At 47.3% G+C, this 25399-nt stretch carries 18 protein-coding genes and 1 pseudogene; 9 read left to right on the top strand and 10 right to left on the bottom strand.

Annotated elements, in window-relative coordinates:
* The first annotated feature begins 385 nt into the window (after positions 1-385).
* From SPB21_RS13950 to crtC, 5 genes are all read left to right on the top strand, one after another.
* Complete coding sequence (locus SPB21_RS13950; protein ID WP_499866907.1) at positions 386-1183, top strand: ABC transporter permease; 798 nt, start codon at positions 386-388, stop codon at positions 1181-1183.
* A 2-nt stretch (positions 1184-1185) separates the two neighbouring features.
* A complete protein-coding gene (locus SPB21_RS13955; RefSeq protein ID WP_499866909.1) occupies positions 1186-1947 on the top strand; it encodes an ATP-binding cassette domain-containing protein in 762 nt (253 codons plus the stop codon).
* Positions 1944-2942 (top strand): ABC transporter substrate-binding protein, encoded by a 999-nt coding sequence (locus tag SPB21_RS13960; RefSeq protein ID WP_499866911.1) that lies wholly within the window; start codon positions 1944-1946, stop codon positions 2940-2942. The genes SPB21_RS13955 and SPB21_RS13960 overlap by 4 nt, the downstream gene beginning before the upstream one ends.
* Positions 2943-3707: 765 nt before the next feature.
* Entirely contained in the window at positions 3708-5282 is a 1575-nt protein-coding gene (locus SPB21_RS13965; protein WP_499866913.1) for an FAD-dependent oxidoreductase, read from the top strand.
* A gap of 212 nt (positions 5283-5494) precedes the next feature.
* A complete protein-coding gene (gene crtC, locus SPB21_RS13970; RefSeq protein ID WP_490794294.1) occupies positions 5495-6397 on the top strand; it encodes a cyanoexosortase C in 903 nt (300 codons plus the stop codon).
* A gap of 97 nt (positions 6398-6494) precedes the next feature.
* Here the strand turns inward: crtC and SPB21_RS13975 are convergent, their stop codons facing one another.
* The 3 genes from SPB21_RS13975 to SPB21_RS13985 all read right to left on the bottom strand — a co-directional run bounded on the left by SPB21_RS13975 (position 6495) and on the right by SPB21_RS13985 (position 8700).
* Positions 6495-6959 carry an ASCH domain-containing protein gene (locus SPB21_RS13975; RefSeq protein WP_163703725.1) on the bottom strand — a complete coding sequence of 155 codons (465 nt, stop codon included), beginning with the start codon at positions 6957-6959 and terminating at the stop codon, positions 6495-6497.
* 66 nt (positions 6960-7025) lie between these two features.
* Entirely contained in the window at positions 7026-7634 is a 609-nt protein-coding gene (locus SPB21_RS13980; RefSeq protein WP_499866915.1) for a hypothetical protein, read from the bottom strand.
* Positions 7635-7734: 100 nt separating this feature from the next.
* Positions 7735-8700, bottom strand: coding sequence for a pentapeptide repeat-containing protein (locus tag SPB21_RS13985; protein ID WP_250566047.1), 966 nt, complete (start codon positions 8698-8700; stop codon positions 7735-7737).
* Between the two features lie 335 nt (positions 8701-9035).
* Between SPB21_RS13985 and SPB21_RS13990 the strand changes: the two genes are divergently transcribed.
* A complete protein-coding gene (locus SPB21_RS13990; RefSeq protein ID WP_499062277.1) occupies positions 9036-9938 on the top strand; it encodes an ROK family protein in 903 nt (300 codons plus the stop codon).
* A gap of 341 nt (positions 9939-10279) precedes the next feature.
* Here the strand turns inward: SPB21_RS13990 and SPB21_RS13995 are convergent.
* The 3 genes and pseudogenes from SPB21_RS13995 to SPB21_RS14005 form a co-directional block, all read right to left on the bottom strand.
* Positions 10280-10867 (bottom strand): annotated as a pseudogene (locus SPB21_RS13995) (ABC transporter ATP-binding protein); the annotation flags it as partial.
* Positions 10813-11340, bottom strand: a complete 528-nt coding sequence (locus tag SPB21_RS14000; RefSeq protein WP_499866917.1) for a hypothetical protein — start codon at positions 11338-11340, stop codon at positions 10813-10815. The pseudogene SPB21_RS13995 and the gene SPB21_RS14000, both read right to left, overlap by 55 nt.
* A gap of 104 nt (positions 11341-11444) precedes the next feature.
* On the bottom strand, positions 11445-14315 hold the full coding sequence (locus tag SPB21_RS14005; RefSeq protein ID WP_499866919.1) for a DUF4347 domain-containing protein: 2871 nt from the start codon (positions 14313-14315) through the stop codon (positions 11445-11447).
* Positions 14316-14650: 335 nt separating this feature from the next.
* On the opposite strand from SPB21_RS14005, the gene SPB21_RS14010 reads away from it, so the two are divergent.
* From SPB21_RS14010 to SPB21_RS14020, 3 genes are all read left to right on the top strand, one after another.
* Positions 14651-16264: a cation:proton antiporter gene (locus SPB21_RS14010; protein WP_499866921.1), complete on the top strand. Its 1614-nt coding sequence runs from the start codon at positions 14651-14653 to the stop codon at positions 16262-16264.
* Between the two features lie 367 nt (positions 16265-16631).
* The gene (locus tag SPB21_RS14015) at positions 16632-17645 is read left to right on the top strand and encodes an SDR family NAD(P)-dependent oxidoreductase (protein ID WP_006514935.1); all 1014 of its coding nucleotides are present in this window, start codon (positions 16632-16634) and stop codon (positions 17643-17645) included.
* A 135-nt stretch (positions 17646-17780) separates the two neighbouring features.
* A complete protein-coding gene (locus SPB21_RS14020) occupies positions 17781-21611 on the top strand; it encodes a CHAT domain-containing protein (protein ID WP_499866923.1) in 3831 nt (1276 codons plus the stop codon).
* A 296-nt stretch (positions 21612-21907) separates the two neighbouring features.
* Here SPB21_RS14020 and SPB21_RS14025 read toward each other — a convergent pair whose 3' ends face one another.
* The 4 genes from SPB21_RS14025 to SPB21_RS14040 all read right to left on the bottom strand — a co-directional run bounded on the left by SPB21_RS14025 (position 21908) and on the right by SPB21_RS14040 (position 25137).
* Positions 21908-22663: a PEP-CTERM sorting domain-containing protein gene (locus SPB21_RS14025; RefSeq protein WP_163703242.1), complete on the bottom strand. Its 756-nt coding sequence runs from the start codon at positions 22661-22663 to the stop codon at positions 21908-21910.
* Between the two features lie 416 nt (positions 22664-23079).
* Positions 23080-23589 carry a hypothetical protein gene (locus tag SPB21_RS14030; RefSeq protein ID WP_499866925.1) on the bottom strand — a complete coding sequence of 170 codons (510 nt, stop codon included), beginning with the start codon at positions 23587-23589 and terminating at the stop codon, positions 23080-23082.
* A 95-nt stretch (positions 23590-23684) separates the two neighbouring features.
* On the bottom strand, positions 23685-24353 hold the full coding sequence (locus tag SPB21_RS14035) for a hypothetical protein (protein ID WP_499866926.1): 669 nt from the start codon (positions 24351-24353) through the stop codon (positions 23685-23687).
* A gap of 268 nt (positions 24354-24621) precedes the next feature.
* Entirely contained in the window at positions 24622-25137 is a 516-nt protein-coding gene (locus tag SPB21_RS14040) for a fasciclin domain-containing protein (protein WP_163670188.1), read from the bottom strand.
* Between the last annotated feature and the right edge of the window lie 262 nt (positions 25138-25399).

The raw sequence follows: 25399 nt of genomic DNA on the forward strand, positions 1-25399 counted from the left end.
TTGTTCCAAGTCACCCAATGTAGCTATGGATGCAAATCTTTAAATTTAGTTATAACTACCTAAATTTAGGTAGCACTGTTGTCTTGTATAAAAGTCTGATCATGCAGGCTGTAGCTAAACTGTGTTACTCAGTAACTGCTTAAAAGAGAGTTGTCAAAAGACAACCTGTCAGACAACAAATAATTACTACATAAATCTAAATTAAATCTCCACTTGTGAGAAATGACTTGTTTAAAGCGCTTACACTGAGCAGAATTCGTGGGTAGGGGCATTCCGGCTGCTGCAATTTACAGACGATTGCATTTTTTACCAATAGAAATTCTCATTGAGTCGTTCACTGTTGATCTTGGCAATCTTCGTATCGTGTTTCAGTTTTAGTCAGCCCATGTTATCTAATCAACCTGATGTCAACGCGTTGACTCGGCTGCGGTCGATACTATTGGGCCTGGGGACACTGATACTGGTGTTGGGGGGCTGGCAATGGGGCTCGCAGCAGTACAGTCGCGTGATCTTGCCTGCCCCGATTGAGGTGGCCGTTGTTTTGCGATCGCTTCTCTTAGAAAGGCGGCTGTGGGCTGCGATCGCAGCCACTAGTCTGCATGTCCTGGTCGGATTTATCCTGGCCTTGGGCATTGGCGGTCTGTTGGGACTGGCCGCGGGTCGTCAGTCCTGGGTTCGTCCAGCACTCACCCCTGTCGCCATTGCCCTGCTAGGTACACCCCCCATCGCCTGGTTAATGTTGACAATGGTGTGGTTTGGTCTGGGCCACGCCAACTCAATTTTTACCGTGGCAATTACGGTGGGACCCATGGTGTTTGCTGGAGTAGTCAATGCAGTGATGACCCTTGACCCCAACCTAGTAGACGTCGCCCAGGTGTATCAGCTGTCCGGTACATCGCGATTTCAGTCACTCTATTGGCCCCATTTGGTGTCGCGGCTATTACCGTTACTCGTGACCGGATTAGGCCTCGCCTGGCGCGTGTCGATCATGTCTGAGGTGTTGGCCACGCCCACCGGCATTGGCGCTGAACTCAATACCGCCCGCGCCAATCTAGATACAGCGGAAGTGATGGCCTGGATCGTGATTACCATTGGCTTGGTTCTGGCCTCCGACACAATGCTGCGACGACTGCAACAACAGCTTCTACCCTGGCAACAACCGGCTAAACCCCTGGGATGGTGACAATGATGCAACTGCTGGACAACATCTATCGCTCTTATAGATCCCGGCTAATCTTGGAGGCTATTCATCTGAGCGCTGGGCCTGGGGAAATTGTGGGGATTATGGGGCCTTCTGGCTGTGGTAAAACCACACTCCTTAATGTGTTAGCAGGCTTGCTGTTGCCAACAACAGGGACCGTTGGCAGCATATCCATGGCGACCGCCTATGTCTTTCAAGAACCCCGGCTTTTTCCCTGGTATACAGTCATCGAGAATATTGCCCTGGGCTTAAAAGCTAAAGGCATCAGTCGACAACAGCAGCTGCAACAGGCCCAACAGTTGGCAAAAACTGTCGGGTTGTCGGAGGCTATGTTCCTGTACCCACCTCAGCTCAGTGGCGGCATGAAACAGCGGGTAAATTTGGCCAGGGCATTTGCCATCAACCCCCAACTGCTCTTGCTAGATGAGCCATTTAGTTCCCTCGATATTGGCACACGTCAGCAGCTACAACAACTGGTGGTGACTTGGGTACAACGACATCGGGCAATGGCTATTTTAGTGACCCACGACCTGGCGGAAGCGGTGACAATGGGCGATCGTCTCCTGGTGCTTTCCCGATGTCCGGCCCACATTGTCTATAACTGGCACAATGAGCGCCCACCCCATCAGCGGGATCCGGCTTACATCTACCAAACCCTTTCAGCGCTACAAACTCTGCCTGAAATTGCCGCCAGTTTTAATCTCAAAACCGTTAATCTCTCAACCCTCAGGAATGTTATCCCATGACTTACAACCGCCGTCAGTTTTTCCAGTTAATGACAGCTAGCCTTGGGCTGTCAATTGCCGCTGGCTGTGGACGACCCACCACCAACGGCGGACTGTCATCCCTAGGCATCGGTGGATCGCCAATTTTGTTGACAATTCCCCTGGCCTACTTAGTTGAGCATAGTCGCTTGCGGGATGCGATCGCAGACATTGATTTTTTTGCTATACGCAACCATGACCAAATGAAGGCATTACTAGCTTCGGGGCAGGGACAGATCATTGCCAATCCCACCTTGCTCGCAGCAGGCCTCTATCAACAAGACATACCGATTAAACTACTGAACGTGATGATATGGGGCAATATTTATGTGTTATCAGCTGATGGAGGACTTAGCCAGTGGGAAGACCTGCGCGGTAAATCAGTGCTGATTCCATTTAAGGGGGGAATGCCAGAAATGATCTTCCGCTTTCTCTCTATCCAATCAGGATTAGAGCCGGACCAGGACATCACCATTCAGTCCACCCAGGACTTTCAGAGTACTGCTCAGCTGTTATTGACAGGTGCAGCCGATGTGGGAGTATTCTCTGAGCCCCATGCCAGTAATGTTGTTGCCAAGGCCCAACAGCAAGATTTAGAACTCTTCTACAATTTAGACTTTAAAGAAACCTGGAGTCAGGTAACAGGACAATCGGCCCGTTTTCCTCAAGCAGGAATATCTGCCCTCAGCAACTTTGTGGATAACAATCCTGATGTGGTGACATTGATACAAACAGAATTGCGTGATTCCCTTGATTGGATTCAACAAAATCCCACTGATGCTGCAGAGCTGGGAGCTAAATACATGGACACCCCCGCTTCTGTAATCGCACAATCCCTCAAAACCAATCAGTTTGAATATGTACCTGCGATGGAAGCCCGCCCCGAGCTAGAGGTATTTTATCAGGCACTCATGCAGGTCAATCCTAAGTTGCTCAAAGGTCAGCTTCCGGATGTAGAGTTTTATGCAGAGAGCTAACTTCAATGATAAAGATTCAGACAGATGTTGATTGTAAAATGTACCTCACTTCATAGTGTTTCACATAAAAATCATTTTAATTGTGCCATTAACATTTACTTGACATGTATCAATAAAAAGGATGACAGCTTATTGATACGGATCATGCATTGATTTTGAGCAAAAGTCGGATAGAGAGACTATTTTTTATACCTATTACTACTTAATAAACATCTTTTCAAACTTTATTTTTTTTTATAAAGGTTCTATAAAGCCTCCGGGATACTATATATTTAGCTGTCAAAAGCTTTAAAGTGATAGCGTAATCCTTGCCTTATTGTTTTTTAGGGCATTATTGTCGTCTGCTGAGTACGTGTATCCTCCCGAAAACCTGGGGGCTTTATACATTGGAACCGCTCAAAGCGGCAATGGAGATGAGAGACAACTATCTCGATCTCTTTGTATCTTAGGGCTTATATTCTGTGAGTTTTGAGATGTTTTAACTTTAAGACTGATTGAACTATTAAACTGGATAACTCTCCTGGCTCTGCTGGGGGGATATGTTAATTAAATTAGAGACTACTTTGAAGCAAGGAGAAATCTGGATATCAAAGCCTACCTTATAGTAATAAATGCATCTAAAGTGACCATAAACTCGTTTGATTTTAAGCGGATGAGATAATTAAACAAGGCTTCAAGGACTTTTAAAGCAGCCTCTTACATAGCTTTTCTGAAGGATAAAGCGTCTACAAAGTCATTTTGATAGTTTACAGAGCGTGCTTTAGGATGATATTTGATTTTCAAGACTTTCCATCGGGAAGCAACATTGATTGTGACATTTGCATTGTAGGGGCAGGAGCAGCTGGTATTGCACTGGCCTTAGAGCTGGCTAAAACTTCATTAGATATTGTCCTTTTAGAAAGCGGTGGACGCTTTTCTGAATCAGACACTCAGGCCCTATATGACAGTGAAATTATTGGCCTAACCCACCTGGGTATTCATCAGGGACGCCACCGTATTCTAGGTGGTTCAACTGTACGTTGGAGTGGGCAAAGTTTACCGCTAGAACCAATTGATTTTGAGAGAAGAGGCTGGGTGCCCTTTAGCGGTTGGCCCCTCAGTCGTCAAGAGCTTGATCCATTTTACCGGCAAGCAGAAGCGGTCATGCACCTTGGTAACTACGAATATGGTCAAGATGCCTGGCAACGATTAGGACTCAATCCTCCTAAGTTTGAACCTGACAAAATTGGGACCCTGGTTTCTAAATATACGTACAAGAGTAATTTTTTTGAGACTTATCGCCAAAAGTTACAACAGTCACCTGGCCTTCGGGTGTTACAGCATGCCAATGCGGTGCAACTGGTGACTAATCCCATCGGTACAAAAATAGAAGAAGTACAGATTCGGACATTGACAGGTAAGACTGGAACTGTCCGGGCGGCAACAACCATTGTTTGTTGTGGAGGGATTGAGAGTGCACGGTTACTCTTAGTTTCTAATCAGGTTTGTCCGACAGGGTTGGGCAACCAACATGATCTAGTTGGACGCTTTTTCCAGGACCATGTGGACTGTTATTCAGCAGAGATTGTCACTAAAAAGCCGCGTCAGTTACAGAGATTATATAGTTGGCATCGTCGACGAGATGCTTATTACTATCCTAAAATCCCCTTAGCAGAAGCTGTTCAAAGAGAAAAACAAGTTTTAAATGTAATAGGTGATTTATTTTTTCAACCTTCACAGGATGATGGCTTGCGTGTTCTGCTGGGTCTATTAGGTAAGGAACCCAGCCTGGAGACTGCTCGAAGGAGTCAGCTAAAATCACTGCTACGAGATTTGCCGTACCTTGCTTTCAATGCATATCAATACGGTGTTTTACGACACAATCCAGTTTATACCCGGAGTCGTATTTTATTGCGGTGCCATAGCGAACAATCACCTGACCCAACCAGTCGTATTACGCTCAGTGCTGAGAAAGATGCCTTAGGCATTCCTAAGGCACAATTAGATTGGCAGTTGACAGATAATTGTCGAGAGAGCATTTATGAGTTTACAAAAACTGTGGCTGGTGAGTTTCTCCGTTTGGGTTTAGGAGAAGTCAAAGTTTTTGATTGGGTAAGTAAGGCAGAGGAGCAATGGACTGAGAATATTTGGGACACATATCACCATATGGGAACAACGCGGATGGCTGATAATCCGACGATGGGGGTGGTTGATCGAAACTGTCAGGTGCACGGAGTTGAAGGGCTGTATGTCGTGAGCAGTTCGGTATTTCCCACATCTGGATCATCGAATCCGACTCTGACGATCTTGGCATTGGCTATACGATTGGCAGATCGGTTGAAGAGCTTACAATCCAGATGATAGAGTCCCACTGAGTTGTAATTATCTGAGCCTCTTGAGCCTCTTGAGACTTATATTTTTGGTCATATACTTTGCTTAAACCTTTGGCTACCCCACGATAAAGCTTGAATAAATCCTGATACCAACCTGCATCAAATCCACCTATATATACTTAGATGAAAATACTTAGATGACAATTAACTAGGGTGGTTCATTTATGAGATTGATTTGAAATGTTTCAGCCCCAAAAATTAAACCAAACTTCTATTTTTTCCAAATTAAAAAACAGCCCAAAGAACCTTCACAGCATCCTGACAATTATCGGTCTCTTGATTGGACTCTGGTATCTCCCTGCATGGTTCTTGGGTTTCCTGGATAAAGGTCTGCAAAGCACCTATGGCTTCACCCTTGCTGCTTTCTTTGTGTGTTTTGGACTTTACCATCTATGGAGACAAAGGAAACAGATTACTCAGCTTAAAGCCACTCATACAGAACGTCGTCTCGGGCATTTTTTAATTCTGGGTGGTGTTCTTTTATTTCCAATTTGTCGATTTGCCCTATGGTCCCAAGCTATCCTTTGGGCCTCCATCCTCATTGGAATTGCCCTTTCTAACTGGGGCTGGCAGTTCTATCGGCAGCAGCCAATTATCGTATTATCCTTTCTGGTCACGGTTTACCCCCGACCGGCAGCGGCAGCTCGTAGCCTCTGGGAAGCCTTCACCCCTTACGAATATTTAGAGCGAGTCATGGCTCATGCAGGAGCTTGGGCTTTGCGAGTGTTTAATTGGCCCGCGACCGCCTCAGAATCGTTTGTCAACGTTCCCCAAGGCTCAGTGGATGTGTATTGGGATTGCAACGGCTTTGACATGGCCCTGACCGTCATCGCCGCTAGCCTAGTTATCGGTCTGCTTAGGAAACAAAGCCGCTTACAAATTCTCAGCTTTATGGGGGTTGGCATCGTGACTGCCCTGCTATTCAATATCCCTAGGGTTATGCTCATGACCATCGCCCTGGTTCACTGGGGAGACCGCTGGCTCAACTTCTGGCAAGGTCCCCTGGGCAGTCAACTCTTTTCTGGTTGTGTCCTTGCGGCCTATTACCTGATCGTCACTAACATCACCCCTAAAACTGTCTAAGTCTTCACTAAGTGATTCGGCTATTCTAGCACTGGATAATAAGTAACGGCAAGGCGATTGCCCACAAATCAAATCTCAGTCAAGCAATATGTCTCATTTATGTGCACACGACTTGAAATCGCTCACAAACTAGCAGCATTTCAGGAGTTGGCTGCTTCCCAAGCTTAGATAATACTCGCGAGAAATACTTCCAATGTTCCTGTCGCCAGGATTCTAACGATCGATCACCTTCACCTTCTGCAAAGGCAAATTGTTCATTGACCTGATTAAATGAGCGAATTTCTACGTCTGTTGTTGCAATAATGCACAATGGATTGTCATTACCATCAAGCACAATTGTTTTTAACCCTACTTTTGGAATTTCACTTCCCTCCGCTTCCCATTCCCATAAAGCTGAACAGGTTGCAGTTTTAACCCCAGCTAGAATCAAGTTCCCAAGTTCATTTGCTAGGGCAGGATTATCACCAAATTGTTCTGCCTCATAATTTTCATTACTGCATAGAGAATTTGGATATAACGCTAAATATGCCTGCCAATAACGATCTAGTTGCGCCCTATTCATAACAAATGTGTCCGTCACAAATGTGTTCGTCAGCTATTCTAATGCCCTTTATCTATAAGATTACAGTTAGAGTTCAGGGATCTCTTGCACTATTAACTGAGTCATTGGATAGGTTTCTGTATCTTTTTGAGTATCTACCAATGGTAGCGCTAGAGCTTCATCATGAGTTGGCAAAGGACCTGGGGAACGTGGCTGGCGCATCGGAGATAAGCCAGAATTGTCATCGTCGTCCCCATGGGATGACGATAAATCAACGAGTTGTTGCTGGAGAGGTTTAGCACCTAGCAACCTAGCTAAAAACAACATACCAGCAGGAAGCGATACTAAACTAACCAACAAGATCTGAAAAACTTTTAAAGGAATTTTCCAGGAAATTGTGGCACCTTTACTCACTATTCTCCCAAAGTCACTCTGGGGAATAGTGGTCATTCCAGATGATAATTGAACTATCAAGCAACCATCTCCACCGCCAATAATGGAATCACTTGCAAATTGAGAAGCACCCGTTATCTCCATTGGCAGCCATATAATTGGAGAGGGAACAACTATAATCGTCTCAGCAGCATCTTCAAGCATAGGATTAATCGCTTTGACATACCCAATCTTGCTGGCTGATTGCTCAGATATTACTAAAGATCCTATCCAACTTTTTTTATCATCGAGATGACTCACCATCTTTCTATATTGAAACTATAGCTTGGTGCACACAGAAAACAGCATTGGCGATGACAAGCGATATAGGGTTGGTTAGGGCAAAGAAAGGGCTCAAATCCCCTTAATATCCATCGCCCCAGGAAGCAGCAGGCGTTGAAGCTGCTGCTTCGTTAATGCTAGGTGCAGCTTCTCTTGCCTCAACAAATCTGTTGGTAGAAATGGATTCTACATTTGCCGGTAAGACGACATCAGATTTATAGAAACAAGCAAATTGCCCATTAACTAGATTAGAAAGCCTGCTAAAGTCAGCATTTGCTACTTCTATTCTCCGCTCTCCATCAGCAAAGATCGCACCGTGAAAACAACCTAAATAGGCAAATTTTTCACCACCCAAGCAATAGAACCGCGCACCCACTAAGTAGGCATGGCTAAAGTCCGTTGCCTCAGACGTCACTGTAGAACTAAAATCGACACCAGATAAATTGGCTCCTGTAAGGATAGCGTTTGACAAGTCAGCACCGTTGAAACTGGACTTGGTTAAATTCGCGCCAGTAAATTTACAGTCCTTTAAATTCGCTGCTGTAAAGTTAGCACCTTCTAAATTGCAACCGGTAAAGTCAGTCCCTGTTAAGTCGGCTTGCTTAAAGTTGGCTCGACTCAAATTTGCCCCTTTACCAACAGCGGTTGGTTGATATTCCGTTATCGGTTGCTTAATGGGGATAACAGTCTGAAATTTATATCCTCGTCCTTCTACTAGAACAAAACGGCTGTTATTGATGACCGTTGGGTGGTTATCATCCAGGGCATCAGCGTTTAGGCCAGGATAGTGGCCAATAAATGTGGATGCACTTACCTGGGCTCCAGACAGTAAAACACCCATATGCTCACTATCGGTCGCAAACGATGTATTCATTGGATCTCTATCCAGATGACCACCAACGATCAGGTTTTGAGTTAATGAAGCGCTTATCAGGCTGATATTCTCAGTTCCTTCGATAACAATAACCTTTTTGGTTCCATAGTTGGCCTGTGGCTGCGAATGAACTGCATTGACAGGATTTAGCTTGAGAGTTTCAGGGTTTTCCATTTGATTTGCTGGCGGTAGCTACAGCTATGTAGAGGCTAACGCGTAGGTCAGCCCGCTAAGCGGATTCCGTATCCCCGGATTTTAGCTAGCAAATTTGCGTAGTAACACCCATATTCACAGAACTTATATCTGATACGGATATGGTTTGAATTGAAATAGTCGAAACTATAGGCGTAGAGCGATATCTATTCATCAAGTGTCACATTGAAATCAGGTCGTACCCTTGTAAGCTGCCAGTAAAGTCCCAGGGGCTCGATATTTCTGCCATCGGGTACTAGTCACTCAACGCTGAACAGCTAGTTATATAGTGAGCGTATTTTCAAAAGGAAACGGCAATGTCACTTTTTGGAGCAATCGAGGCGGGCGGTACCAAGTTTGTCTGTGCAGTGGGAACGAGTCCTGACGATCTGCGAGCAGAGATGCGGATTCCAACGACAACTCCAGCAGAGACTATTGCTCAAGTGATCGATTTTTTTCGTCAACAAATATCACAACTTGGACCGTTAACAGCAATTGGAATTGGCGCGTTTGGTCCGGTTGATATCCATACTGATTCACCTACATTTGGCTGGTTTCTCGATACCCCCAAGCTAGGCTGGCAACAGATCGAGTTGGCCGGGGTTCTAACGCGTGAGTTGGCAACCCCGATTGGGTTTGACACAGATGTTAATGCGGCGGCGTTAGGTGAGTACCATTGGGGCAATGGTCAAGGATTTGAGACTTTTTTGTATTTAACCGTAGGGACAGGCATTGGCGGTGGCGCAGTCGTCAATGGTCAACTGGTGCACGGGTTGCTGCATCCTGAAATGGGTCATATTCAGATTCCCCACGATCTATCTGCCGATCCGTTTCCGGGAGCTTGCCCGTTTCACCAAGATTGTTTAGAAGGATTGGCCTCTGGACTTGCCATTGAAAAACGTTGGCAACAGAAGGCGGCATCGCTTCCGATTGACCACCCAGCCTGGGCACTAGAAGCCCACTATTTGGCGGTGGGCTTGGTTAACTTTATGCTCATGTTCTCACCGGAACGGATCATCCTGGGTGGAGGTGTGATGGAGCAAATGCAGCTGTTTCCGCTGATCCGTTTGCAAGTGCGTCAACAGATGAGTGCCTATCTCAAAGTGCCAAGGATTATGAATGACATTGATGCCTACATCGTTCCGCCAAAGCTTGGTGGCAAAGCGGGTATCGTGGGTGCATTTGTCCTTGCCCAGCAGGCGGCCAAAGTATCCAGCTAGCGTGTCGATGATACTTTGTACACCAGCAGGCGAATCTTTCTTATGAGCACTAATGATTGGATGTGAGGGGTGTCCTTCTAGGCTACTGTGTATACACATCTAGAAGATAATGTCCCAAAAGGTAGACATAGCCTTGAATTGGCCCTCATCCTAAATCCTTCTCCCTGGGGGCGAAGGACTTTGAGACTAGACCCCCCTTCTCCCTCAGGGAGTAAGGGGTTGGGGGATGAGGGCTCGAAATCTAGAGCCAGCTCTCCGACTTATGTATACACGGTAGGTCCTTTCAGGAGACCCTGTCCCAAACAACAAAGTGGTTAAAATTTTGTAAAATCCCAAAGAAGCTAGTTTTCTTGTTCTCTTTGAAGCAGACCATCTTGCACATGAATAATACGATGGGTTTGTGCGGCGATATCGGGCTCATGGGTCACAATGATGACGGTAATTCCCTGGCTGTTGAGTTCGCTAAGGAGCGTCATTACTTCGTAAGACGTTTGGGTATCGAGTGCACCCGTGGGTTCGTCAGCCAGGACTAATGCTGGTCGATTGACGAGGGCGCGTGCGATCGCAACCCGCTGCTGTTGTCCCCCAGAGAGTTGGCTGGGTCGATTACCCATGCGATCGCCCAATCCTACTCGAACTAACGCTAATTCTGCTTGTTTTCGCCGCTGACGACGACTCACCCCCGCATAAACCATCGGCAGCATGACATTTTCTAATGCGGTTGAGCGAGACAGCAGATTAAACTGCTGGAATACAAAGCCAATGCGCTGATTGCGAATATAGGCCAGACCTTCGTTGCTTAGCGTGGTCAAGTTTTGTCCTTCTAGAACATAGTGGCCAGCAGACGGACGGTCCAGACAGCCGATAATATTCATCAGGGTAGATTTCCCGGAACCTGAGGCTCCCATAATTGAGACATAATCACCTTCTGGGCAATCTCTTGGGGACGGTTACCAGCGACGAGCATAGCCAAATTCGCTTGGGCCGAGGCGAGCTGTCCCTGGGCCTGCATCAGTTGCCCCTGGAGATCAGAATCATCCATATAGGCTAAAACTTGGCCTATTTCTACCGCGTCACCCTCAGCAACAGTCACTTGTTCCAGACGCTCTGAGGTTTTAGGGCTGACATTGGTCAGTTGCTCAGGCTCAACAGTTCCGTTGGCCACCACTGTAATTGGGAGCGTCGCGGTTTCAACGGTCACTGTCTGCGTTTGCGTCTGTTCCTGCTGCTTTGGTACCAGCACAAACTGTCGATAGAGCAGATAACTACCCCCTGTGAGCAAGCTGAATATGAGGAGGCCTGCGGCACTTTGGGCGAGGCGATGTTTCGCTGGATGCTTGAAAGTGGTTTCTACCTGAGGGAGAGAAATACACTCAGAGGATTGGGGCAACTGCAAACTCATGGGAGTAGCTCTAATTTATACCCCTACGTTATTGGGCCTAAGTCTATTTGCAATCTATCAAAGGTCACCATTGAACCATGTCGATGGTCACGTGATCTATCCAACTAAATGACCGTAAACTCCACCACCATATCGTTAAAGTCCCGATCACCCAGACCGCTCAAGTCTTCAAAGCCAAAGGTGTTATCTCCTAGTAGTCTGGCATGGTCATTACTGCTGTCATTCGCCCCAGCATGGCTAAAGTAAACGTCGTTTGTGCTTGGATCACCGCCACCCGCCACTAAGAAGATTCCTAAGAACCCACCAGCGGTAATCTCTACAGAGAACATACTTGCCTGGCCATTCTCACTGGTAAGTTCCACGTCCAAACGATTAGCTAAAGCCGCTTCTTTATATCCAGCCTCTCCCGGTCGCAGAATATTGCCGGTTAACGTGTCGCGAATACCGCCATCAATTAAGTCAGTAGCATAAAAACCCACCATATTATCCATCGCTGCTTCACGATAGATCTTAAAGTCAACGTTGACTAACCCTGTTTGGCCAGTGAGGTCAATGGCAGCGGCATCATTGACTAACAGATTTGTTGTTGCGGTTTGGGTGAATGTTTCCACCGTGAATTGGGTGCCTTCACCAAAATCGAGAGAAACTTCCGTAGCGGTAATTGTTTTTGCTGTCGCCAGATGGGTTGTACCATTGACCACTAACTGAAACTCTAACAACTGTCCCTCTTTCACTCGGTTCGCATCAATACTAAAGGCAGGTATGTAGGCTTCAGGCAATTGGCCACCTTCCAGCAGAAAGAAGCTGCTTATTTGGGTACGGTTGGTACCCTCTATATCAAAGATCCGAATCTCACCCACCTCAGAGATATTCACCTTGTCCACATGCAGGCGTATAGTATTGTCACTGCCCAGTCCAGTAATTTCTAAACCTGATACCGGCGTCAACAGCGGAGGATTATTGGGTGTTGTTGTGTCGTTAGTTAGAGTGTACGTCTCATCGGTCTCAGGCTCAGTGGTAGGCAATGCATTGCCAATGGGGTCGGTAATATCTTGACTAGCCGAGAGATCTAGCCCAACAGTACCGTTAAAGTTGGCAAGATTCCCACCAGAAACAGTAATGTCATAGGCTGTGGCGCTAATAGCCGTAATACCTGTGACTGTCGCTGTAGAGCCACCCGTAACATTAAAGTCAGCAGCCGTAATATTTTGAATGCTCTCACTAAAGGTGACACGAAACACCAGACTATCTGCATTAGTTACTGGCGTAGCTGGCGTTTGGCGTACAATGCTCAGCAAATTTGGAGCCAGGTCTCGATCAAACGCTGTCAAGGCAGAATCAGCCGCACTTACCACAAAGACTTGCTGATTGTCAGGACTAACAGCAACGCCAATAGCGCCTGCTAATTCATCAGCACCATTCACACCATCTTGATCCTGAATCACTTGATTGACCGTTAAGCGGCCATTGGTGTCACGGTCAAAAATTGTTATGGCATTGTCACCATAACTAGTGACAAATACCTGCCGTCCATCGGGGCTGATGGTAACACCCGTAAACCCGCTAACACCAGGAATACCAGTTCCCTGGGTGCCACCAAATAATTCAGCACCATTGTCACCATCAGTGACCACTTGCGCAAAGCTCAGGGTGCCGTCGGCATTGCGATCAAAGACAGTGATGGCGGCGTCCACAGCACTGGTAACATACACCTGATTACCATCAGGGCTGACGACTACACCTGAGGCCCCAAATAGCTGTTCGGCACCGTTTTGACCATCCTTAATCGCTTGGCGAAAGGTCAAATTACCAGACGCATCTCGATTAAAAACAGTAATGGCAGCATCATCTCGACTGGTAACAAAAACCTGACTGCCGTCTGGACTAATGGCCACACCTGACGCTCCAAACAGTTCAGCCGCTCCCCCAATACCGTCGGCAATGGCTTGGCGAAACGTCAGATTACCAGTCTCGTCGCGGTCAAATACGGTAATGGCAGAGTCCACTAAGCTGACCACAAAGACTTGGCTACCATCCGGGCTAACCGCTACATCAATGGCCCCTTCCAGGGTTTTAATACCGTCACGGCCATCTTTCAGTAGTTGCTGCTCCGTGAGATTGCCATCACCATCACGACTAAACACCATTAAGGAATGATCCCCAGTGCTGGCCACAAAGACTTGACTGCCATCGGGACTTACCGTTACCCCAAAAGCGCCAAACAGTTCCTCCACCTCAAAGCTATCTCGGATAACCTGGCTAAAGTTCAGATTGCCAAACGCGTCCAGATTAAATACGGTCAGTGAAGCATCAACTGCACTGGTGACAAACACCTGGGTCCCATCGGGGCTGACGGTTACTCCGGATGTACCAAAGAGTCTATTCAGGTTTGGATCGCCATCGCCAATGTCACCATCTTTAATATCTTGCTGAAATGTGAGCACCAGGGTAGCTGCATAGGTGTCAAACACCTGTTGCTGGAAGGTTTGTGCAGCAACAGGCGGCCATTGCCCATTGCCCACTGTCTGGGCTGAGGCAGTGACAACAGCGCCCGTTAATGCAGCCAGTTTGCTGACAAACTCCATACCAGCGTCGCCTGCAGCCACCTGACACGCTAATAGGGTTAGCCGTGAAGCATCCGCATTTCTAAACCAGCCTTGGAGATATCGAGCATACTGGCCCAGATTGCTTAGCTCCAGTTTGTCTGCACCTAGCTGTAGCTCGCCGGGAGCACCGTGGGCCACCAGGGTGAGCGCTGCCGTTGGCCGCTGATATATCAGCTCACTGATCTGCTCAATGCCATCACGATTTGGGTCAAGGACGTGGGCGCTAACACCGGGTCGCAGACCAGTTAGCAACAGTGACAGGTCATCCACACGACTGTCAAAAATGACAATCGATGTCTCATCCATGGGGACCTGCTGCCCCATGGGCTGACGGTTATCAGACTTGGTGTTAGGCAGAGAGGAGGTCATAGGGGCTTTTTTACAAACTGAAGGCGATAAATTTAAGGAGAAATATAGGTTTAGGCTGGGTTCACTGGGGCACCTAAAAGAACGATGTTTTCCTTATCAAGATGTCCAGTGATCACAACAGTCGTCAGCATCCTGAATCATGTGCTAAGCAAACCAACATTAAAGATTCATGGGCCTTTACGAGCCCCACAAAATTTCGTTCTGAGCGAGACCAAAGGCCTGGATCTTGTGCTGAATACAGGTAAAAATTCGTTCAATATGCCAATCGGCTGATTTTCCTGATGTATCAGGCTATTTGCTATATGATGTAGCCTGATCAACGGGACTCGTTCACCATGTTCTTAGATAGCGCTTTGCCTGTGCACAGTGTTTTGGCCACTGCTGCTACCGCTGTAGACCTGGTAACTGAAAATGAAGCCATCGAAGAGAATCTACGCCAGTTTTTACTGGTGCTCTCAGTATCTTTAGGGGTGGCTACACTGTCGCGGGTAGTCAGTTGGCTGCGGAATATTCCCTACACCCTACTGCTGTTGCTGGTCGGTTTAGGGTTGGCGGTCCTTAATGTGCGCCTGGTTAACCTGTCCCCTGAGCTAATTTTATTTATTTTCCTGCCGCCACTCCTGTTTGAAGCGGCCTGGAATATTAAATGGGAAAACCTCAAGCGCGACTGGGTACCCATTGTGCTCTATGCCGTTATTGGTGTGGTCATCTGCATCGGCGCACTACTTTGGGGATTGATCAACTTCGCAGGGGCCTCGTTGGCAACGGCGTTACTGGTAGGAGCAAGCTTATCGGCAACAGATCCGGTTTCGGTGGTTGCTTTATTTAGAGAGTTAGGGGTTAATAAACGACTCACCACACTGATGGAGGGAGAAAGTCTCTTTAATGATGGTGTGGCTGTTGTTGCCTTCAATCTTGTGTTGGGTATTGCCCTGGGTATAGAGCAATTTGATCTATCCGTTACGATTGCTCAGTTTTTGGTATTCACCGGTATTGCCGTGAGTACCGGAGCCTTAATTGGGTTTGGCATTTCGTTTTTAACTCAACGTTTTGACCTGCCTTTGGTGGAGCAGTCGTTAACCCTGGTATCGGCCTATGGTACCTACATCATTGCTGAGGAATTGGGGGGGTCTGGCGTCATTGCAGTAGTGACCACCGCATTGATTTTAGGCAATTTTGGCTCACGTATCGGCATGAACCCCCGCACCCGATTGGTCGTTTCAGAATTTTGGGAGTTTTTGGCATTTTTCGTCAACTCAATCGTATTTTTACTGATCGGTGATCAGGTCCAGTTCAGCAGTCTGGGCAATTACTTAGACTCGATTTTGATTGCGATCGCATGCATGCTCTTAGCTCGTTTAATCAGTGTGTTTGGTCTGAGCTTTTTTAGCAATATGGTTACCCCCGACAACACAGACATTGGTTGGCAGGATCAAACAGTCCTCTGGTGGGGCGGGTTACGGGGCTCCGTATCAGTAGCATTGGCCCTGAGTGTCCCAACCATACTCGTCGAGCGAGAAGAGATTATCTCGATTGTTTTTGGGGTCATGCTATTCACGCTGTTGGTGCAGGGGTTAACAACAAAGCCTCTGTTAGAAGCCCTTAACCTGTTAGGAGATCAGCCCCTACGGCAAGAGTATATGCAAGGGGTGGCCCGACGAGTAGCCCTAAACCGAGTCATCAGTCGCATCAAAGAACTGATGGAACGACAAGAAGTTGATAACGAATTTGGCCGTTATCAATTAGCCCTAGTGGAAGGGCAAGTAAAGAAATTGCAAGAAGAAATGAAAAAGATGCAAACAAAGCATCCTGAATTACAGACATTTGCAGCGGAACAAGTAAAGGAGGAGCTATTGGCCATTGAATCAGATACCTATGCAGAGTTAATTCGGGCTGGGCAACTTAAGGATGAATTAGCACCATTACTCCAAGATGTTTTGACCGAATAGAATGATAGGCATTACTGAATTGTGGCAGGAGTTCAAACGACAAATGGCGTAGATTCGTTCCAGGGAATGGATGCTATACATTTCTAGGAACCATTTACCTACGGTGCCATCTGTAATTATGTATACTGCCCCCCAATAATTAAATTGAGTAAAGCAATAAATTTATAGTGAAACGGATCATGAGTCGTGAACTTTGTATATGGTTCTGGTGAATAGAATCGTGAAAATTATTGGCTAGGGATTTGCGCCATACCCGTGCTTTAAACAGATACCGCCTAGACTTGAAACATCTAGTCACTTCGGTAATCCCTGCTCCAGAAGGGCATTATTCAATATCCAGCCAGTTTATCCAGATATAGGAGTTTTTATGAAAGCGTTTGTAACTGGCAGTACCGGTCTGCTTGGGAGCAACCTGACAAAATTATTATTGAGCCAGGGGTTTGAGGTTATTGCGTTAACACGCGAGCTAACTAAGGCCAGTAAGGTCCTGGATGAGCACCCTAGTCTGAAGGTGATCCAAGGAGATATGCAGGCAGTTGATGAATTTTCCCATTACCTACAGGGATGTGATGTCGTCTTCCATACAGCCTCATATTTTCGAGAATCCTTCGATTATGGCGATCATTGGAAGCAGCTCAAAGCCATTAATGTAGATGCAACCATCAAACTGCTTGAGGCGGCTGATAAAGCAGGCGTCTCCAAGGTGATATATGTCAGCAGTGCCTGCGGCTGTGTCGGCATTATTCGGGGTGGCGCTCCCAGTAATGAATCAACACCATTCCAGGAGTTTAACCATAAGAACCCTTATTTTAAGAGTAAGCTACTGGCTGAAGAAGCCATTTCTAACTTTTTGAAGACCCATGATTTGCCGGTTGTGCTGATTTTGCCCGCTGGCATGATGGGGCCGTACGATGCCGCACCGACAGAAATGGGGCGCTTTATCCTTAATTACTTGAAAGGTAAGGCTTCACTGATTCCCAGTGGTGGCTTTCCCATTGTGGATGCCCGTGATGTAGCCATGTCCATGCTGTCGGCTGTCTACTCAGGACAACCCAATGAACGCTATTTGGTGACCGGGGGATATTACTCGGTCAATGAAATTATGAGCAACCTATCTGAAATCAGTGGGCAGCCTGTACCGCAGAAAAAACTACCTCGGTTTGCCGTCCGTATCTGGGCATTTATAGAAAACCTCCTGGGACGCCTTAAAGGCCAAAAGCCCTTTATTCCAGGGGATATGATCAGAATAATGCTGTCGAGACAGTGGTTTGATGCTAGCAAAGCTGCTAAAGGTCTAAAGACGTCCTATCGCCCATTTAAAGAAACCATCAACGACACGGTTCAGTGGTATCAACAAAATGGGTACCTGCGTGACGTATAAAAAGCCTTGTTCCTCACATTGATACCACGTAAGTTCACAAGGCCCTCATATAGTTGACCAGGGACATTCCGGTAAAATCCCGGAGTGCGCCGAAGATTGTCATGGTGTGAGATGGCCTAGCTGGAGGCGTGAACTATGGCACATACCAAAACTTGTGCAGCCCTCATCATCGGTAGTCTGTTGATGGGGGAGAGCCATGTTTGGGCTCAGTCCATTGTGCCTAATGGAGCTGGTACAGCTGTTACCAATGTAGACGGTGAGTACCAAATCACCGGAGGAACTGCCTCTAACGATGGAGAGAACCTATTTCATAGCTTTGAGCAATTTGGGTTAACCGCCGCAGAAGCCGCCAACTTTATTACCCAACCCAATGTCGTGAATATCATTGGGGGAATCAACGGGGGTAATGCATCTGTTATCAACGGTCAGCTAGCAATTACTGGTAGTACGGCCAATCTCTTTTTGCTAAATCCTGCGGGGGTTATTTTTGGCGAAAATGCTACGCTGGCGCTCCCCAGTGATTTAAGCATCTCAACCGCTGATGGTTTAGCTTTTGCTGACGCTACCTTTGATGTCTTGGGTACCCCTGACTATGCCAGCTTAGTGGGCGGTCCGACGGGGCTAGTCTTTCGGTTTAGTACCCCTGGCTCTGTGATTAACGCAGCGGATCTCAACCTGGGGGAAAACGGCACGCTCACCTTGGCAGGTGGCACCGTCATCTCCACGGGCACTGTGTCGGTTGGAGAGGTTGCGATCGCATCTGTCCCTGGAGAACAGCTGATTCGCCTCAATCCAGATGGGGCCATCCTTAGCTATGACATTGCCCCCAGCGACGATGGCTTATTCTCACCCCTCACCCTGCCCGAGCTATTAACGGGCGCTGGTGATGTCGCCAATAGTTTAGAACTAGACACCGATGGCAACGTTCGCCTGGTGAGTTCTCCTGATCTGGCCATTTCTAATACATCAGGCAATACACTGGGGACAACGATTGTTAACGGCACTGTTAATGCCGACGATATTACCGTACTAGGCGACACCATCGGCATCGTCAACAGTCTTCTCAATGTCAGCGGACCCGATGGTGGTGGGGTTATTCGCATTGGCGGCAGCTATAAAGGACGGGGACCATTGCCCAATGCCCAGATCACCTACGTTAGTGCCGACTCCGTCTTGGATGCCAGCGCCACCGTCAATGGCGATGGTGGTGAAATTATTATCTGGAGCGATCAGACAACCAATGCCCTGGGGCAGTTTTTAGCGTTGGGGGGGCCTAATGGGGGGAATGGCGGCCTGATTGAAACTAGCGGTCGTCAAGGGTTGACCCTGGGTAACTATACCCCCGATGTATCAGCACCCGCAGGGCAAGCGGGACTTTGGCTGATTGACCCCTTCAATGTGGAGATTGGAGATTTTCCCACCACCGAATTTAGTGAAGGTGAGGCCTTTAGTCCGTTATCTTCCCCAGCCCGATTAAACGTCAACCTGCTAGTTAATGCTCTGAGAAATGGCGACGTCACCGTAACAACCGGCACTGAAGGAAACGAAGCAGGCAATATTACGCTGCTCAGTGATTTATTGTTTGACAACTTTTCCAATGAAAGTGGACAGACCAACGCCCTCAACCTAGAAGCGGCTGGCAGCATTTTTATCAACGCTAGTATTGCGCCCTTATCCTTTGGTGCTCCCATTGATGTTAATTTGCTAGCAGACACTGACAATACCGGCAATGGTCAAGTTGTTGTCAGTAGTCCTAATGCGGCAGCCGGGCTCTTTACCGAAATCAACACGGCGGGGGGCGACCTTGTTATCGAGGCCAACAGCACAAACCTGGCTGGAGCAGATTCATCGGCTATTACTTTAGATAGCAATACTAGCATTTCAACCGTTGATCTGTTTTCTGAAGTAGTCTTCTCAGGTGGGTCAGTGACCCTTGAAGGCATCTCTGGTACTGACAATGGCGTGCAATTAAGAGACAACTCATCTATTCGAACCGGTGACGGTGTCTTCATCACAGGTGAGAGTGCCAGTGATGTCGGCGTGTTAATAGATGGTGATCTGAATGTTCTTAATGGGTCTTTAGAGATTACGGGGAACAGTACAGACAACGCTGTTGGTATCTCCATCTCAACGCTTCTCGACGTCAACGATCGGCTGACCCTACTGAGTGACAACGATATTCAAGTTGATGCTTTGATCGCCAACAACAATGTCACCGTTACAACACCTGAATTGTTTAGGGCATCAGGTATCTTTTTTGACGAAGGTGGAGAAGGCGAAGGAGAAACGATTGAGAGTAGCGTTCGGAGTCGTGCAGGCCAAGTTACAATCACCCATGGCGGCAACGGGGTTACCCCCTTTGTCATTGGTAATGCTGAGGTGAATGGTACAGCTGGAGCCATCGTTGCCAGAGATAGTGAGCTACAGCCAACTCAGTCATTTTTAGAAGATGTACGAGCAGGAGCCATTGCCATTTTAACGGGAGAGGCTCCAGTCGAGCCGCCGCCGGACCCGGACCCCGATCCGGACCCGGACCCCGATCCAGACCCAGAAACTGAGGAACCTGACCGGGACAATTTCCCGGAAGTCGATGCCTGTACCGTGGACTGCAAGACTGACCGTCCTGGCCCCGATGTATTTAAGGAAGATGATCCAGGGACCTTAATTGCTGTGGATCCCCAGCTGCTGTCTGGGGTACAGCAAGCGATTTTGCGCAATGAGAACAACTATACCGACGAATTTCGAGAGTATCTCAACTTAGAAACAGACGAATTGACCGTGCCCAATCTGCCCCAGGTGCAGATGGAGCTATCCCTCATTGCCGAGAAAACGGGCAAACCTCCAGCCATTATCTATATTTCTTTTGTCCCAGCGGACTCGACGGGTAATTATTCTGACGTATTGCCAAAGGCAGATCAGGAAATCCAGTCTACTGATGTGCTAGAGCTGGTGGTCATCACCCCCGATGGCCCACCCATTTTAAGAACGCTGCCAGTCCCACAGGAAGAAGTCCAGAAAACCGCTGACCGCTTCCGCAATCATGTTGTCAACCCTGGTCGGGTACGGACACGCACCTATCTTAGCTCAGCTCAACAGCTCCATAGGTGGATAATTGAGCCCCTGGAAGAGGCATTAACCCGCCGGGGGATTACCAATCTAGCCTTTGTGATGCCGCCGGGGTTGCGATCGCTGCCCGTATCCGCCCTCCATGATGGGGAACAGTTTCTGATCGAACGCTATAGTGTGGGTCTGATGCCCAGCGTTAGCCTCACCGATCTACGCTATGTAGATGTACGCAAAGCCGAAGTCTTAGCCATGGGAGCTGCCAAATTTGCCGATCAGCCTGAACTGCCGGCAGTCCCCATTGAGCTCAGCACCATTGCCGAACAACTGTGGCCCGGTGATTTTGTTATTAATGAAACCTTTACCCCCGATTCATTGGTAGCCAATCGAGCCCGCAAACCTTACGGTATCGTGCACTTAGCCACCCATGGTGAGTTCAAAGCAGGCAGTCTCGACAATTCCTACATCCAGTTTTGGGATCAGCGGCTCACCCTGGATCAGGTACGCTCTCTGGGCCTAAACAACCCGGCTGTGGAGTTGATGGTCCTGAGCGCCTGCCGCACCGCCCTGGGCAATGAAGAAGCTGAACTAGGTTTTGCTGGTCTAGCCGTACAAGCTGGTGTGAAAACAGCCATCGCCAGTCTTTGGAAAGTGGACGATGTCGGCACCGCAGGGCTAATGACCCAGTTTTATACCAGCCTACAAACCGAGCCTATCAAGGCCGAAGCCCTACGCCAGGCACAGTTAGCCATGCTCAACGGCGACATTACCGTAGAAAACGGTGAGCTAAGTTGGTCAGGCGGGACCCTGTCGTTGCCAGATGACATCGCCAGCATCGACAGTCGCCTCTTTTCTCACCCCTATTTTTGGGCCTCTTTCACCACCATTGGCAGTCCCTGGTAAGAAATGCCTTGATTAACAATGCTTTTCAAGCTTCGAAAAATCCATGGCTTAAATGTGGCTTCAATAATGGGATCCCCACCCCCCGATCGCGCGCCTCGCTGAACTGGTCGAGGGCTACTGTATTTGTTTCATTATCAATATTCTGCATTCCCATCTGTCACAAAGCAAAGCCACCCCTGAAGCATTGAGCACCAGAGGTGGCTTTACCAATATTCACTCACCTACGAGACACCCAATACAATAGGGTCCCGATCGCGTCATTCTTGCAAAAGATTCGACTGGGCAATGATTGACGGTTATTGCTGAGTCTTGCGCTTAAGGGAGTTGCCGCCAAGCATAGAGATTCCTACTAAGGCAAAGAGAGAGACCGTGGGCTCTGGTACATCAGCTGATTCAGATGGGCCAATCTCAATCAAATCAATGGTAGCATCGATTTCTTCAGGACCGGCAATCGCTAGCTCAATGGCACCCACATTGGTGAAATCAGCATTGCCAACAAAGTCAGAAAAGAGGAATCCTGCGGTTAAGGGAGAGGAGCTGGAAACAGGTGTGTCAAACAGCTGGGCAAGGCTTGAGGTATTGTTATTGGTGTCATAGACTGTAAACGCAAGCTCTAAGCCAGCAAGATCAGCGGAGAGAATATCTAGAAAAATCCCGTCTAGGCCCATACCCCCACTTTGGGTAATGTCAATCCCACCTAAGCCTGTTGAATCAACTGTAGTCGGATTGTCATTACCATCCCAAACAATTAACCCAGCTCCAAGAGTGCCTACATTATTACTAAAACTGAGTGCACCATTATCTACTCTTAAGCGGGTTTCCAGAAAATTGTCTGCATTTCCTAATGCTTCTAGATCCCGAAATTCACCTAAAATACTGCTACTAGGACCAGTCTGACTGCTAGAGGGTATAAACCCAGAAATATCTAGAAGTCCAACATCTTGTGTGACTGAAAAGTCATCTAGTATGATTGTTCCTGCCTGAGCATTACCTGTTCCGACTAGTATTGCAATGATTGGGCAGCCCAGAAGCAGCCTAAAGCTGTTACGCATATTATAAAATCTCCAAGTGCCTAACGACTGAAACATAAATAAAGACGCCATTAACTCAAGGGATGACATAGATGTGGGAGCGTATCTATAGTCATCCCTACCTTACGTGGGGATATTTTGATTGCCGATATTTATACCCATCGTAGTGTGATCTTCTAACTGTAGACATCAGGAGATTCACGATTTCTCTAGAGGGTTGTGTGGTTTAATCTTCACCAAAAATTGACATTGGCGGTTTGCTGGCCATTTTAGGAAGCATACACATCATCCCTTAGCTGCCAAAGACGCCTTCAAATCCCTGACCAACTGCTCTAAGCTTTTCTGATATGCATCATGGTCCTTCCACTTCAACCCACTGAGCAGGGGATCCGTAAAACTTTCGACTTAAAGCATCTCCAGATTCGGCAACGTCCTATTCAAACACAAGCAGGTTCCTGGAAAAAACGGATAAACCAGATGTAATCTTCTGTGCTAATCCATTCATAGGACATGGCGATTTCCTGGCTTATGCAATAAGTAACCGTATGGAGTGTGCCTTGCAATGATCCTGGTTGAAGTATTTGTCGGTAAACAGGAGATGTAACAGGAGGGCGATAACCAAAAATAGATTCAAATACATCATCAAAGATATTCATTGAATGATCTGAAGGCTCGAATCGCTCTAATGGAATATTGAACCCTGCACCATCTTGGTGGATGCGAACACTCACTGCTTGATCATTGATAAACCCCACTGACAATCTTAAGTCTTCTGCATTGCTGAAAAAAGATCTTATTTGTCCAGGGCTGTAAGTATACGTTACGTTGAGCTCGCCTTCGGTATGCCCAAGGGTCAAGCGAGTCCAATATTGACCAAAGTAACGCTCAATATCAGGGGGGCTTTCACCAAAGATTGAGCGTTCGCCAGATACGGCGGAGGACTGCATACCAGTGACTAGAAATGTGCTCAATCCCAAAAATAGGAGAGCTTTAATGGCGTAACACCGCCACATTTTGAAAGCCATCAGCCACACCACAACCCTCACCTCAGCAATGCAGACGACACACGCATAAGTCCCCTCGTTATAGAAGGATTCCACGGCCATCTGGTACTGCAACTGTCGATCTCCTTCTGTAACTGGGCTGAATAGCGACTGACATCACACACGTATGGCAGTTCACTGGATATCTCATCTGAGTCTAGATATTGCACCTGGTCCAATCTAGCCGCTAACCTCAAGACCTTGCCCCAATGCTCCATAAGAGCAGAAGAAGAAAATGTCATCAACGCCTCAATCAGATGATCAACGCCGCATTGTTGTATCCTGTCGTAGTCGCTTTGGCCACCTCCAAACGTCAACTTCGTCAGTATGGCATTGAGCTCGACTTCTCCATGTTCGTGAATGGCTTCACCGACAACGCCTGCAATCGATATAGCTCCATTTTGAGCATTGATCATCAATGGAAGCGGTTCCTGTGGCGGCTCGAAGTTGTAGCGATGGACTCGCCCGGTTCCGTCAGGATTGATTCTGACTCCATTGATCACGACGCCGAAAGCCGTATACAGGCAGCAGTGGCTAGCTTCGTGGATAGCGGTTAGAGATCTTTTTGTTGGAATCATTTCCCCATCCTCACATACAAATTCACCGTTAGTCCAGGGGACAACTGCCCTAAATTTCCTGGGCTTCGTGTGGTGGCATGGGGAGGGCATAGCGCCATTGGCAGTCCCTGGTAAGGAATGCCTTTATTCATGGGGATTTTGAAAAGATATTCAATTCAATAGCTTAACCGTAGCTTAGTTAAAGGATTAAGGGATGCAGCTAAGTAAAATATGACGGCTTAACTTAAGCAACTCATATGGGGTTGAATAAGTACCGGTCTCAGGCAATGGGAGAAGTTGGATTAATCAGCTCATAAGGGCTGCACTTTGTGCAGCCCTTACAAGACTCTTTATTTTTAATCGAGGATTAGGGATAACCCTATCGCTGTGGGATCAATACCGTATCAATGGCATGGATAACACCATTGTTTGCAGTGATATCCGCTGCTCTAACAGTGGCATCATTAATTGTTACCTGTTGACCCACATTCACTTGTAAAGGTAAGCCGTTTTTACTATCCACTGCGCCTGAAGCAAGCTGATCAGAGGTAATACTACCACCGATCACATGGTAGGCAAGAACGTCGAGTAAAGTCTCTCTGTTTTCAGGTTTATAGAGACTTTCAATGGTTCCCTCAGATAAACGACCAAAGGCATCATCGGTGGGGGCAAAAACAGTGAATTCTTTCCCATTAGAGCCATTAAATGCCTCTAAAATACCTGCATGGTCCATGAGAGAAACTAGAACATCAAAGGAATCGTTTGAGCCAGCAATCTGGGTAATGCTTTGACTACTGGTACTTTGAGCGGTTACGGGTAATGCAATCAGCAAACTAGTGAACCCGATACCAGCAACTTTGAGGCAGTGTGAAGTCAGTTTAGAAAGACGTGTCATGGTCTAATGAATTCCCTATGGATAACATTGCATTAGCTCAGCTGCCGTGAGTTATTCAGTGTCTCAAATTGTCGAAGACAACGCCTCAGGCACGACACAAGCTTTCCATAGAAGCAGATAGTATTTTTGAGGTCAGAATAAATCTTTCTTGAATGTAGGTTTAAAACTATTAGAAATTGCTGAGCGTGTCTGTCTAACAACGTCTATTCGCAATCCTCAGCGATACGGGTGATTCTGAAAAATGCGCCCCTAGCTTAGAGAA

Source organism: Leptothoe sp. ISB3NOV94-8A (genome assembly GCF_043421595.1).
GTDB classification, from domain to species: Bacteria; Cyanobacteriota; Cyanobacteriia; order Phormidesmidales; family Phormidesmidaceae; genus Leptothoe; species Leptothoe turfae.

What these genes read in the sequence shown, in the direction of transcription:
- SPB21_RS13960 (WP_499866911.1), top strand. Translation starts at nt 1,944, where the DNA reads ATGACTTACAACCGCCGTCAGTTTTTCCAGTTAATGACAGCTAGCCTT.
- SPB21_RS14030 (WP_499866925.1), bottom strand. Translation starts at nt 23,589, where the DNA reads ATGCAGTCCTCCGCCGTATCTGGCGAACGCTCAATCTTTGGTGAAAGC.
- SPB21_RS13965 (WP_499866913.1), top strand. Translation starts at nt 3,708, where the DNA reads ATGATATTTGATTTTCAAGACTTTCCATCGGGAAGCAACATTGATTGT.
- SPB21_RS13955 (WP_499866909.1), top strand. Translation starts at nt 1,186, where the DNA reads ATGATGCAACTGCTGGACAACATCTATCGCTCTTATAGATCCCGGCTA.
- SPB21_RS13950 (WP_499866907.1), top strand. Translation starts at nt 386, where the DNA reads ATGTTATCTAATCAACCTGATGTCAACGCGTTGACTCGGCTGCGGTCG.
- SPB21_RS13980 (WP_499866915.1), bottom strand. Translation starts at nt 7,634, where the DNA reads ATGGTGAGTCATCTCGATGATAAAAAAAGTTGGATAGGATCTTTAGTA.
- SPB21_RS14000 (WP_499866917.1), bottom strand. Translation starts at nt 11,340, where the DNA reads ATGAGTTTGCAGTTGCCCCAATCCTCTGAGTGTATTTCTCTCCCTCAG.
- SPB21_RS13990 (WP_499062277.1), top strand. Translation starts at nt 9,036, where the DNA reads ATGTCACTTTTTGGAGCAATCGAGGCGGGCGGTACCAAGTTTGTCTGT.
- SPB21_RS14035 (WP_499866926.1), bottom strand. Translation starts at nt 24,353, where the DNA reads ATGCCCTCCCCATGCCACCACACGAAGCCCAGGAAATTTAGGGCAGTT.
- SPB21_RS14025 (WP_163703242.1), bottom strand. Translation starts at nt 22,663, where the DNA reads ATGCGTAACAGCTTTAGGCTGCTTCTGGGCTGCCCAATCATTGCAATA.
- crtC (WP_490794294.1), top strand. Translation starts at nt 5,495, where the DNA reads ATGTTTCAGCCCCAAAAATTAAACCAAACTTCTATTTTTTCCAAATTA.
- SPB21_RS13975 (WP_163703725.1), bottom strand. Translation starts at nt 6,959, where the DNA reads ATGAATAGGGCGCAACTAGATCGTTATTGGCAGGCATATTTAGCGTTA.
- SPB21_RS14040 (WP_163670188.1), bottom strand. Translation starts at nt 25,137, where the DNA reads ATGACACGTCTTTCTAAACTGACTTCACACTGCCTCAAAGTTGCTGGT.
- SPB21_RS13985 (WP_250566047.1), bottom strand. Translation starts at nt 8,700, where the DNA reads ATGGAAAACCCTGAAACTCTCAAGCTAAATCCTGTCAATGCAGTTCAT.
- SPB21_RS14010 (WP_499866921.1), top strand. Translation starts at nt 14,651, where the DNA reads ATGTTCTTAGATAGCGCTTTGCCTGTGCACAGTGTTTTGGCCACTGCT.
- SPB21_RS14020 (WP_499866923.1), top strand. Translation starts at nt 17,781, where the DNA reads ATGGCACATACCAAAACTTGTGCAGCCCTCATCATCGGTAGTCTGTTG.
- SPB21_RS14005 (WP_499866919.1), bottom strand. Translation starts at nt 14,315, where the DNA reads ATGACCTCCTCTCTGCCTAACACCAAGTCTGATAACCGTCAGCCCATG.
- SPB21_RS14015 (WP_006514935.1), top strand. Translation starts at nt 16,632, where the DNA reads ATGAAAGCGTTTGTAACTGGCAGTACCGGTCTGCTTGGGAGCAACCTG.